At 53.4% G+C, this 11,641-nt stretch carries 13 protein-coding genes and 1 tRNA gene; 9 read left to right on the top strand and 5 right to left on the bottom strand.

All coding sequences use genetic code 11. The features are described 5' to 3' along the window. Window positions 1-277 precede the first annotated feature (277 nt). Window positions 278-508, bottom strand: a complete 231-nt coding sequence (locus tag L2731_RS11335) for a hypothetical protein (protein ID WP_249253202.1) — start codon at window positions 506-508, stop codon at window positions 278-280. Between the two features lie 41 nt (window positions 509-549). Between L2731_RS11335 and hslV the strand changes: the two genes are divergently transcribed. From hslV to L2731_RS11310, 5 genes are all read left to right on the top strand, one after another. Continuing rightward, window positions 550-1,074 (top strand): ATP-dependent protease subunit HslV, encoded by a 525-nt coding sequence (gene hslV / locus L2731_RS11330; protein WP_033539082.1) that lies wholly within the window; start codon window positions 550-552, stop codon window positions 1,072-1,074. Window positions 1,075-1,129: 55 nt separating this feature from the next. After that, entirely contained in the window at window positions 1,130-2,455 is a 1,326-nt protein-coding gene (gene hslU / locus L2731_RS11325) for an ATP-dependent protease ATPase subunit HslU (RefSeq protein ID WP_041510795.1), read from the top strand. Between the two features lie 72 nt (window positions 2,456-2,527). Then, entirely contained in the window at window positions 2,528-2,923 is a 396-nt protein-coding gene (locus L2731_RS11320; protein ID WP_041510794.1) for a gamma-butyrobetaine hydroxylase family protein, read from the top strand. A 19-nt stretch (window positions 2,924-2,942) separates the two neighbouring features. Next, window positions 2,943-3,377, top strand: coding sequence for a DUF3859 domain-containing protein (locus L2731_RS11315; RefSeq protein ID WP_249253201.1), 435 nt, complete (start codon window positions 2,943-2,945; stop codon window positions 3,375-3,377). A gap of 95 nt (window positions 3,378-3,472) precedes the next feature. Continuing rightward, entirely contained in the window at window positions 3,473-4,339 is an 867-nt protein-coding gene (locus L2731_RS11310) for an AraC family transcriptional regulator (RefSeq protein WP_249253199.1), read from the top strand. A 637-nt stretch (window positions 4,340-4,976) separates the two neighbouring features. Here the strand turns inward: L2731_RS11310 and L2731_RS11305 are convergent. Next, window positions 4,977-5,067 (bottom strand) — tRNA-Ser (locus L2731_RS11305). A 189-nt stretch (window positions 5,068-5,256) separates the two neighbouring features. Between L2731_RS11305 and L2731_RS11300 the strand changes: the two genes are divergently transcribed. Beyond that, window positions 5,257-5,748: a type IV pilin protein gene (locus tag L2731_RS11300; protein ID WP_249253197.1), complete on the top strand. Its 492-nt coding sequence runs from the start codon at window positions 5,257-5,259 to the stop codon at window positions 5,746-5,748. A gap of 11 nt (window positions 5,749-5,759) precedes the next feature. Here L2731_RS11300 and yjjG read toward each other — a convergent pair whose 3' ends face one another. Next, the gene (gene yjjG / locus L2731_RS11295) at window positions 5,760-6,437 is read right to left on the bottom strand and encodes a pyrimidine 5'-nucleotidase (protein ID WP_239852923.1); all 678 of its coding nucleotides are present in this window, start codon (window positions 6,435-6,437) and stop codon (window positions 5,760-5,762) included. A gap of 163 nt (window positions 6,438-6,600) precedes the next feature. Between yjjG and lepB the strand changes: the two genes are divergently transcribed. Then, on the top strand, window positions 6,601-7,284 hold the full coding sequence (lepB, locus tag L2731_RS11290) for a signal peptidase I (protein WP_249253196.1): 684 nt from the start codon (window positions 6,601-6,603) through the stop codon (window positions 7,282-7,284). A 31-nt stretch (window positions 7,285-7,315) separates the two neighbouring features. On the opposite strand, the gene L2731_RS11285 is transcribed toward lepB, so the two are convergent. Further along, window positions 7,316-7,783 carry a hypothetical protein gene (locus L2731_RS11285; RefSeq protein ID WP_249253195.1) on the bottom strand — a complete coding sequence of 156 codons (468 nt, stop codon included), beginning with the start codon at window positions 7,781-7,783 and terminating at the stop codon, window positions 7,316-7,318. 179 nt (window positions 7,784-7,962) lie between these two features. Between L2731_RS11285 and ubiD the strand changes: the two genes are divergently transcribed. Together ubiD and fre are read left to right on the top strand one after the other, a co-directional pair. After that, a complete protein-coding gene (gene ubiD, locus L2731_RS11280; protein ID WP_249253194.1) occupies window positions 7,963-9,444 on the top strand; it encodes a 4-hydroxy-3-polyprenylbenzoate decarboxylase in 1,482 nt (493 codons plus the stop codon). A 135-nt stretch (window positions 9,445-9,579) separates the two neighbouring features. After that, on the top strand, window positions 9,580-10,278 hold the full coding sequence (gene fre, locus L2731_RS11275; protein WP_249253193.1) for an NAD(P)H-flavin reductase: 699 nt from the start codon (window positions 9,580-9,582) through the stop codon (window positions 10,276-10,278). 50 nt (window positions 10,279-10,328) lie between these two features. Here the strand turns inward: fre and L2731_RS11270 are convergent, their stop codons facing one another. Continuing rightward, entirely contained in the window at window positions 10,329-11,609 is a 1,281-nt protein-coding gene (locus L2731_RS11270) for a winged helix-turn-helix domain-containing protein (protein WP_249253192.1), read from the bottom strand. Window positions 11,610-11,641: the final 32 nt, after the last annotated feature.

Here is an 11,641-nt window from a genome sequence, read left to right as displayed (position 1 = left end):
GCGGCCCCCAAGCACACCAAGTCTGGTGGTGCATCCTATGCAAGTCTCAGCAGTAACATGAAACTGCGATTACCAGATGTCGAATCTTCATCGCCCATCACTGAGATGTTGGCGCATCCTGAGAAGATCCCGACAAGCGTCACCGTGCAACCTCTGGCCAGTCGACCCCTACACCGCGAACCGTTTTCCTTTCATCCCCATGTTTGAAACAAGCGGCTTAGAAACAAGCGCCAGCCTTTGCTGGCAGGCAAAAGTATGCGGACAAGCCCCTCCCCCTTCATCCGGCTAAGGTATGAAAGCCCGCCACCAAGCGGCTAGTTTTGCCCAGGAATACCCCCTCTTTAGTATTATCCTCGGTGTCATACTCAAATGAATAAGGCGATAAAAATAAAAGGCTTTTCCACCTAAGAGGCACAAAACTCGGCTTTTCGCGGATTGCATGGGTAAACCTATGGCTGATCTCCCTTGAAAAACGAAATGCCATCCCCATATCTAAGCTATTGTCCACCGATGAGTTTCCTACTCGTCGGCTTGAGAAGAGGAAATACCGTGACCACAATCGTTTCAGTACGTCGCAACAATCAGGTTGTTATTGCCGGAGACGGCCAGGTATCACTGGGAAATACAGTGATGAAAGGAAACGCTAAAAAGGTTCGCCGCCTATATCACAATAAGGTCCTTGCGGGCTTTGCCGGCGGCACCGCAGATGCCTTTACCCTGTTCGAACGCTTCGAGGCCAAGTTAGAGATGCATCAAGGACATCTGATGCGCGCCGCGGTCGAGATGGCTAAAGACTGGCGCTCCGACAAGGTCCTGCGCAAGCTCGAGGCCCTGTTGGCGGTGGCCGATACCGAGTGCAGCCTGATCATCACAGGTAACGGCGATGTGGTACAGCCAGAAAATGACCTGATCGCCATAGGATCGGGCGGTAACTTTGCCCAGGCAGCCGCAACTGCGCTACTGGAAAATACCGATCTCAGTGCCAAAGAGATCGCCGAAAAGTCTTTGACCATTGCCGGTGACATCTGTGTATTCACCAACCAATTCAAGACGATAGAAGAACTGAATTACTAACACTGAGTCCGCTCATTGTTAACAAATATATGCACCCAAGCATTAAGGGATACTTATGTCTGAGATGACTCCACGCGAGATTGTTCACGAGCTGGACAGCCACATCATAGGCCAGCAAAATGCCAAGCGTTCGGTCGCTATCGCCCTGCGCAACCGCTGGCGCCGTATGCAGCTTGACGCCGCGCTGCGCCAAGAAGTCACCCCAAAAAACATTCTGATGATAGGCCCAACGGGTGTAGGTAAAACCGAGATCGCCCGCCGTCTGGCCAAGCTGGCCAAGGCGCCCTTCATCAAGGTCGAGGCCACTAAGTTTACCGAAGTCGGTTACGTGGGTAAGGAGGTCGAGCAGATCATCCGTGACCTCACCGACGCCGCCGTTAAGCTGACCCGTGAAGAGCAGATGGCCAAGTGTAAATTCAGAGCCGAGGAAGCCGCCGAAGAGCGCATTCTCGACGCCCTGCTGCCTAAGCCGAAGGAAGACTGGGACAGCGAGCAAAAAGATGATTCAGGCACTCGCCAGGTATTTCGTAAGAAACTGCGCGAAGGCCAGCTGGATGATAAAGAGATCGAAATCGATATCGCCGCGCCTCAGGTGGGCATAGAGATCATGTCACCTCCCGGCATGGAGGAGATGACCAACCAACTACAGAGCATGTTCCAAAACATGGGCCCCGGCGCCAGCAAGCGCCGCAAGATGACCATCAAGGAAGCCTACAAGCTGTTGATCGAAGAGGAAGCTGCCAAGCTGGTAAACCCTGACGATCTTAAGGAACAGGCTATCGAACTGGTTGAGCAGCACGGCATAGTGTTCTTAGACGAAATTGATAAGATCTGTAAGCGTGGCGACACCTCGGGCCCAGACGTCTCCCGCGAAGGGGTTCAGCGCGACCTGCTGCCACTGGTAGAAGGCTGCACGGTGAACACCAAACACGGCATGGTCAAGACAGACCATATCCTGTTTATCGCCTCGGGTGCCTTCCAGATGTCCAAGCCATCGGATCTGATTCCTGAGCTGCAGGGTCGTCTGCCGATCCGTGTCGAGCTGGAAGCCCTTTCGGCCAACGACTTTAAACGCATCCTCACCGAGCCCCATGCATCGCTCACAGAGCAATATATGGCGCTGATGGCGACCGAAGGCGTTAAGGTAGAGTTCAGCGAGTCGGGTATCGAGCGCATCGCCCAGGCCGCCTGGCAGGTGAACGAACGCACCGAAAACATTGGCGCCCGCCGTCTGCATACCGTGATGGAGCGTCTGATGGAAGACCTCTCCTTCGAGGCCTCGGACAAATCGGGCAGCACCACAGTGATCGATGCCGACTATGTCAACGCTCACCTGGACAACTTGGTACAGGACGAAGACCTCAGCCGCTTCATCCTGTAAACTTAAAGGGCCCGTCAGTTCCCCTGCGGGCCCTCTTTTTTTAACACCCAAGCGTTCCCAAAAGGCAAAGCCATGACTCCTCAAAGCGATACCCCCAAGGTCACAGGACTCAAACTCAAACGTAAGTCGCGTCAGCTGGAAGTCAGTTTCGATAACGGCCAGCAATATACCCTCAGCTGTGAACTCTTAAGGGTCTACTCCCCCTCGGCCGAGGTGCATGGTCACGGCAACCCAGTGCTGGTGACTCACAAGAAGAACGTCAATATCAACGCCATCACCCCCGTGGGCAACTATGCGGTCAAGCTGGTGTTCGATGACGGCCATGACACGGGTCTCTACTCCTGGAAGGTGCTCTATGACTTAGCTACCAATCAGGTGGAGTTATGGGAGAACTATCTGGCCAGGCTGCGCGCCGCTAAGGCCAGCCGCGAGCCGCTGATCGACATGGCCGTGAAGTATCACACCTAGGCCATAAGGCCAGCCTACTTTGTCTAAGCTCAAAGCCGACGTCACCATACTGCAGGCGGGACTCTTCAGCCGTTGGGATGAAGAGAGCCCAGATCTGCCCAAATTTCTCAAGGCCACAGTCCATGTGCCTGCAGAGATTGACATAGAATTTGGTTTTATCGCCCGCATCCGCAAGGCCAAGAATCGCAAGCTAAGCTACTGCATCTATCATCCCCACATTCCCGATCAGCAGGGCAATATTCGTCCGCCCTTCGAGGGTGAGCTGTTCGTCGAGTCTAACGACTGGAAGTTCTATCTGGGTGACACCATCTGGGCCCCCGAGCATGATAAGGTGGGCAAGTGGCGCATGACCCTCTCACTGGGCGACAAGGTGGTTGCCGAGAAAACCTTTCATGTGCACCTTAATGACGAGGAGAGCCAGGTGGCCAACTTCTGGAAGCGCAGAGGCTTCTAAGACGGTCCGCTCAGCCATCTTCAATTGAGCAATATGAGTCAGGTAAAGCCGACCGTCTCGTCGCACAATGGCCTCTCACTTGAAAAGGGATGTATATGAACCGAGCAGCGCACCAGGCCTACAGTCAACGCATACAGACGGTATGCGACTATATTGCCAAACATCTGGACCAGCCCCTGACGCTGGAACAACTCAGTCAGAAGGCGCACTTCTCCAAGTATCATTTTCATCGCCAGTTTCAGGTGTATACCGGCATAACCTTAGGTAGATACATCAGCCTGCTCAGGCTGAAGCGGGCCTCGTACCGATTGGTGTTTCACCCCGAGCTCAAGATCACCGACATCGCCCTCGACGCCGGGTTTGAGAACGGCGAATCCTTCTCGCGTGCCTTCAAGCAGATATTTGCCCAGACACCATCCCAGTTCAGGTTGACCCCGCAATGGGAGCAATGGAGTCAGGAATATGCCAAGGTGAACTATACAAGGAGAGAAACTGTGCAAATTAAACTCACGCAAAGAGACGATATCAAGGTCGCGGTGCTGGAGCACCTGGGCAGCCCGGCCTCACTGAACGACTCGATTCAACAATTTATCAGCTGGCGTAAGCAGAGCAACGAATCCCCTGTGGCCAGCAGTCTGACACTAGGGGTGCCCTTTAACGACCCCAACACGGTCGAGCCCGAGGCGTTTCGCTTCGACATCTGTGGCTCGGTAGCGTCTGAGGTCAAGGCCAATGACTTTGGGGTGATCACCAAGACGATCCCCGGCGGTCGCTGCGCCGTGATCCGCCACCAGGGATCACACGATCAGATGGACGATAAGATCTATCAGTTCTACCGCGACTGGTTACCCGAGAGCGGCGAGGAGCTGAGGGATTTTCCCCTCTACTTCGAGTACCACAACTTCTTCCCCGAAGTGGCGGAGCATGAGCTGATCACCGACATCTATTTTTCGCTCGTCTAAGCTCATGAGTTCACGGTGCTAATGTCGCTCGTGTTGGTTGTTAATACCAATCGTAATAAATAATTGATCATTCTAGCTTGTTAAAACGCTCGATAACTGTATTAGTATTTTTAACTGTAGAATAACTACTTATCTAAAAATCCTGCTTTGTTCTCAAGCGTTTTTCCTGCGCTATTTCTGATCACATGTTTACTGTGATTGGTATAACACGGCTCAAGAGGACAGTATGAAAAGCGCCGACAAGACAGTGCCCAGCACTCGAAAGCTAGAACGAAAAAAGGCTTCCATTTCTGGAAGCCTTTTTTCTTAATGTGATAGAGAGATAGCCAGATTTAAATATTAGGAACCCGGCTATGACTCAAATGCTATCTAGCATATAGCCCGCTATAAAGCGGGCTTTGTTAATGTGGCAGAGGGATAGCCGGATCTAAACATTAGGAACCCTGGGTTCAAGTGATCCCGATAGTCAGTCTTTAAGTATTTACTCGCCAAAACGAAAAAAGGCTTCCATTTCTGGAAGCCTTTTTTCTTAATGTGGCAAAGAGATAGTCGGGCTTAAACATTAGGAACCCGGCTATGACTCAAATGCTATATGCTAGATAGCACAAAGCCCGCTATAAAGCGGGCTTTGTTAATATGGCGGAGAGATAGGGATTTGAACCCTAGACGGGCTATAAACCCGTGCCGGTTTTCAAGACCGGTGCATTCGACCACTCTGCCATCTCTCCGAACGCCGAGAATAGTAAGGAAATGGACTTTAAATGTAAAGCCTAAATTTCACTAACTGAGCAACAAATAATCCATTAAGGCATTTTTCGATGACAAATGCGTTAAAAACAACCTTTTTAAGCTTGTTTAGGGGATAAAATGCCTTCTCGGGGTGTAGTATAAACACAAAGAAAACTGCAGGTAGCAAGATGAAACCTAACGGATTTACCCTAATTGAACTTGTCATCACGGTGATCATACTGGCGATTCTGGCAACGATAGCCCTGCCACGCTTCATCAATATCCAGTCCGATGCGCGCGTTGCAGCCCTTCAGGGGCTCAAAGGGGAGATGAGCGGCACCCTGCCCCTGGTCTTCACCAAGGCGAGTCAGGAAAACCTGCAGACACAGGCCAGTACGAACATAAGCCTCAACGGCGATCAGGTGGAACTCGCCTATGGTTACCCCGCCGCCGACTCGGCCCACGCCTGGGATCTCTTGCTCGAGGCCAGCTTTGCCGATGCCGTGTTCAACGCCGACGATCCGGCCGACTGGTACTTTCACAATAACAAGGCCGAGCCTTTTATCCGCTTCATGCACCCAAGCAGGAAATCCAGCGGCCAAAACTGCTACCTCAAATACACCCAGGCCCTGAGTACTTCTCAGGGCCCGACCTTCGAGATTGTCGATTCAGGCTGTTAGCCCGAATTGAGTTAGCCTTTAAGCAGCAGGTGTTTCAGCTCGGTGAGCGAAGTCACCTGATAGTGTGGCGTTATCCCCTCGGGTGCAGGCTGACTGGCAGGATTCAGCCAACAGGTATCGAACCCGGCATTGAGCCCCCCCTGAATATCTGAATGAGGGTTATCCCCCACCATCAACACATGCTCCCTGGGGGGATGAGCCATCTGCGACAGGGCGTGTTCAAAGATCGCCACATCGGGTTTGGCAACGCCAACCTCTTCGGAAATCACCACGGGCGAAAAGGCATGCAGCAAGCCGGTACGTTCTAGGCGCACCGTCTGCAGGTCGGTGAAACCATTGGTAATGATCCCCATTTTCACCTTGCCATAGAGGGCGTCCACCAACTCGGCGGCGCCGGGCAGCAAGGTGCAGATATCGGCCATGGCCGAAAGAAACGCCGCGTTGAGATGCTCGGCAGTCACAGAGAGCTTCTCGGCCCAACGCTCGAAGCGGGTCACCTGCAGGTGGCGGGCGCTGATCTTGCCGTCTTGATAATCCACCCACAAAGGCAAATTAACCGTTTGATACTCTTCGAAATCGGTAAGGGTGAAGTCCACACCGAAACGCGAAAACATCAGCTGTAATCCTTTAAAGGCGTCGAAATGAAACAGGGTTTCATCGGCGTCAAATAATATCCACTGGTACTTCATTCTCTCTCCATGGGATGGCCTCAGGACAAGTGGCAGCACTATATCAATGCCGAGCTCGGCAGAGCAAAAATATTTGCTTACGCTTATACGCGAATACGGTTGGAACCACTCGGGCAAACAAGCGTCTGACTCTGCAAGACACTTTACTTTCCAAGGAGTTGGTATGCTAAAAAAAGTGATTCGTTCTATAAAACAACACCGCCAGTTCATCCTGTTTATCGGCCTGATGCTGGTATTTCGCAGTGCCGTCGCCGACTGGAATCATGTCCCCAGCGGCTCCATGCTGCCCACCATAGTGCAGGGAGATCGCATACTGGTGAACAAGATGGCCTACGATCTGCGTCTGCCCTTTACCCATATCAGCCTGATGAAGCTGGCGGATCCAGAGCGTGGCGACATCATCACCTTCGACTCGGCCGTGGCCGACAAGAAACTGGTCAAACGCATCATAGGCCTGCCCGGTGACACCCTGGCCATGCGCAACAATCGCCTCTACCTAAATGGTGAGGCCTTAAGCTACCAAGAGGCGCCCGATAACACTGACGAGCAGCAAGTCTTTGGCACACGAAAACAAGCCTATAGCGAACGGCAAGAGGCCCTGCCCAGCAAATCCCACGCCATCAGGTTGAATGACCAACCCTCGAGATTGGCCAATTTCGGCCCTGTGACCGTGCCCGAAGGGCACTACCTGGCCCTTGGTGACAATCGCGACGCCAGTGCCGACTCCCGCGTCATCGGCTTCGTCCCCCGCGAAGAGATCACCGGCAAGGCCCATAGAGTCGCCTTCTCCAACGATCCGGAACACTACTACCTATTCCGGCCAGAGCGTTGGTTGCAGCCACTCTAAACCCTAAAGCGTAAAGGGTAAGCCGCGACGGCTACTTTACAATCCGGTAGCTGTCGCTATTCCAGTCGTAGACATACTCAACGCCTTGCCATTCGTATACCGTCCTGCCGTCCTTCACCTTCACTCTGGCATTGGCTGGCAGGCTATGAATCGCATCGCTCTGAGCTAGGCTAGTGGTCACCCGCTGAGGCGGTGCGATAGGTTTAGGCTCCCGGCGCTTACGCGGCTGATAGCGATAGGGGTAACGCCAGTCGTCTCGCCAGTAGCCCCAGTCATTGCCCCGGTAGCCATGGCGCCAGTAGGGAAAACCTGTGCCTATACCGACTTGCCAGCGCCAAGGGTCATAGAAGTCCCGATGCCAGCCAGGGCGATAGCCCCACCCTAGACCGACGTATGGAGCCAGCTCATATTTGTCTGTCTTCAACGCCCAAGCGTCGGTAGAAATCGGCGGCAAGACACCAAGCCACAACAGCCCAGCCAGGAGTAATAAAGGGTTCACATTAAGCCTCATCTTGCCACCTCATGCCCGAGAGATTCACCGCATCTTACCCTTAATTATACGCCCTGAAAATCTTGCCATGCCGGGGTTGCAAAGCCGGTGTAAGGCATTTGGGAATAACGCCCATAAATGGTATAGTGCGCGCCATATCACATTTTTCTCAACGCGAGTATTTCCAAATGAGTTTTAAGGATTTACGCAGTTTTATCGATCACCTCGAAGCCAATGGCGAGCTAAAACGCATTAGCCACCCCGTCGATCCCCATCTGGAGATGACAGAGATCGCCGATCGTGTGCTAAGAGCCAAGGGCCCGGCGCTGCTGTTTGAAAATCCTGTCGGCAAGACAATGCCGGTACTGGCTAACTTATTTGGCACTCCCAAACGCGTCGCCATGGCCCTGGGTAAAGAAGACCCACTCGCCCTACGCGATGTGGGTGAGCTGCTGGCCTTCCTCAAGGAACCCGAGCCGCCACGCGGCTTTAAAGACGCCATCGCCAAGATCCCCATGTTCAAGCAGGCGCTAAACATGCCACCTAAGACGGTACGCAATGCTCCGTGTCAGGAGGTTGTGGTCAGTGGCGATGAGGTCGATCTCACTATGCTGCCCATTCAGCACTGCTGGCCCGGCGATGTCGCCCCCTTGGTCACCTGGGGACTCACCATCACCAAGGGACCGAGGCAGAAACGCCAAAACCTAGGGATCTACCGCCAACAATTGCTGGGCAAGAACAAGCTGATCATGCGCTGGCTGGATCATCGCGGCGGCGCACTGGATTTCAAAGACTTTAAGGCACAGCATCCCGGCGAACGTTATCCCGTGGTGGTGGCGCTGGGCGCCGATCCTGTGACCATACTTGGCGCCGTGACGCCAGTACCCGATGCCATGAGCGAGTACGCCTTTGCCGGTCTACTGCGCGGCGAACGCACCGAGGTGTGTAAGGCGCTGAGCTGCGATCTCGAGGTGCCCGCCACCAGCGAGATCATCCTCGAAGGTTATATCGAGCCCGGCGAGATGGCCGAAGAAGGGCCTTACGGGGATCACACGGGTTATTACAACGAGACCGACGAGTTCCCTGTCTTCACCGTGACCCATGTGAGCCACAGACGCGACGCCATCTATCACAGCACCTACACCGGCAGGCCACCCGATGAGCCCGCCATGTTGGGTGTGGCACTGAACGAGGTGTTCGTGCCTATCTTGCGTAAGCAATATCCGGAGATCGTCGACTTCTATCTGCCGCCCGAAGGCTGCTCCTATCGCATGGCGGTGATCTCCATCCGCAAGCAGTATCCGGGACATGCCAAGCGGGTAATGATGGGCGCCTGGTCCTTCCTGCGCCAGTTCATGTACACCAAGTTCATCATCATAGTGGATGAGGATGTCAACTGCCGCGACTGGAACGATGTGATCTGGGCCATCACCACCCGGATGGATCCCAAGCGTGATACCCTGATGATAGACAACACGCCTATCGACTACCTGGATTTCGCCTCCCCGGTTGCCGGACTCGGCTCTAAGATGGGGATGGATGCCACCAACAAGTGGGAAGGGGAAACCAATCGCGAATGGGGCACCCCTATCGTCATGGACGAAGCGGTCAAACAGAGGATCGATGCGATCTGGGATGACCTGGGCATAGACGAAGCGCCAACGCTATAATCAATATCAGACATAAACTAATCGTCTGAATTTTAAAAAATAAATCAAAGAAGTTAACCCTTTGAATACTTGAACAATTTAATCAGGTATTCGAAGGAGCTAAACCTCCACAGAGAGGGTCTGAAAGGAAAACCAATGAACACCATACGCTGTAAAGTTGAACATGTTACCGCCTTTAATGATGCCGTCTATCAGGTAGCATTAACCCCAGAAACCAGCTTCGAATTTAAGGCTGGTCAGTACCTTTGCGTCGTAATGGGTGAAAAAGATAAACGTCCCTTCTCTATCGCCTCTGCGCCAGGCCAGGAGCAGATCGAGCTGCACATAGGTGCCGCCGTCAGCGAGAGCTACCCCATGCAGGTAGTCGAGCGCCTGCAGCAGAGCGAATATATCGACATCGAAGCGCCGGGCGGCGAAGCCTTCCTACGCGCCGACAGCCACAGACCCCGCCTGCTGATCGCCGGCGGCACAGGTTTCTCCTACATCAAGAGCATAGTCGAACAGGCGATCGCCCTTGGGCAGAATGTTGAGACTACCCTCTACTGGGGCTGTCGTAACCAAGATGCTATGTACTATGAGTCGCTGGCACGTCAATGGCATCAGGATCACACCTGGCTACATTTCGTGCCTGTGGTAGAAGAGTCGACGCCCGAGTGGCAAGGCAAAACGGCCAACCTATTGGCGCAGATTAAGCAGGATTATGTCAGCCTCAACGGCTACGACATCTATATCGCCGGTCGTTTCGACATGGTCGGCGCCGCCCGCGAAGTCTTCCGCGAGATCGGCGTCGAAGAGCAGCACCTCTACGGCGACGCCTTTGCCTTCATCAAGTAATGCTATCGCGCAAGCCCTGACCTTTAAGGTCGGGGCTTATGCCCTCACCGTTAGAGGGCTACCTTCTCATACTTGGTCCAGGCGACCAGACTGCCTAGCAATGGCACCACCCAGACCGCAGTGCCGTTGTCGGCATGTATTCGCATGTAAAACAGCTCCTCGTCGCGAATATTATGTTTACGAATCTCACGATAGAAGTGCATGGCCGAGTCACTCACCACCTCTGGCATGATCAGATCTTTCTGCCTGACCTTAACATAAAAGACATCCACATCCAGCTGACCAAGCTGCTGACGATACTGCTCGAACTCGCCGCGGATCTGATACTTAATCGGCGTGGTCAGGCAGTCCTGATCCGTAATACAGGCGCGGGAGTAAAACTTACCGCTGAGAGGTTTGTCGTACACCAGAGAGATCCCTAAGTCGGCACGTACCAGCAACTCGTCTGCCACCGGAAAATAGATATCACCATTGTAGTGATGTTCCACCAGCTCACCTTCGGCCTCGCTAGGGGGGATCAGGATGCGGTTGTAGCGGATCCTATCTTCCATTCGCTTACTCAGCTCGACAAACTCCACCATGTTGAGGCCGGCAGGCTTCAGGTCGATTTCGGTCAAATTGATGATCTTATCTCGGCGACACTCGCCGTTGTCACCCAGGTCGCATACCGCTACCGAATAGTGGGTGCCATCGGTAAAGGCGAAACCACCAAAATGGTTAAATCCCTCAATGCTATTGCTCTCGGGCGCAATATGCTTCTGCCAATTGGAAGGATGTAGACTATCGACCCCTTTAGGGTGGATCAGCGTCAGTGGCCGCTTGGTTCCCCCTATGTTCAGATTAATTTCGCTGCCTGACACCCACTTGGCCGAATGTTTCATCACCTTATGATAATCACTCTGATACCAGAGGGTGGCCACAATCCCCAGCGCAATCAAGATGCCGCTAATCTTAACCATCAAGGAAACATCGATCAGCGCATCTTTGATCGACTCCGCATCAGTCACCGCCAGCATGGTGACACGGGATTTAGGTGAGACATGTAGCTGGTAGCCACGCCGGGCGACCGTTTTCAGTTGAACTTCGGGAAAAGGCTCCAGCTTCTTGCGAAGAGTGCTGATGCATTGTGTCAGCGAGGTCGCCGCCACCACACGATCGGGCCAGCCAACGGCGATCAACGCTTCTTTATCACAGATGGCATCAGGCTGAGACAATAGGTGCGCCAACACCGCCGACTCGGAAAAGCTCAGCCCTATGGTGGCACCACAGGTGCGATCATGCAGTTGGTGCGCCTCATCATCGAACTCAAGATATGGCGTAATTTTTAACACCTGACACCTCAATAATTCCTAATCATCAATTA

It is taken from the genome of Shewanella aquimarina (genome assembly GCF_023349185.1).
Classification (GTDB): domain Bacteria; phylum Pseudomonadota; class Gammaproteobacteria; order Enterobacterales; family Shewanellaceae; genus Shewanella; species Shewanella aquimarina.
Note: the sequence above shows the minus strand (reverse complement) of the source record. Positions and strands in the feature narration are given on the sequence as shown.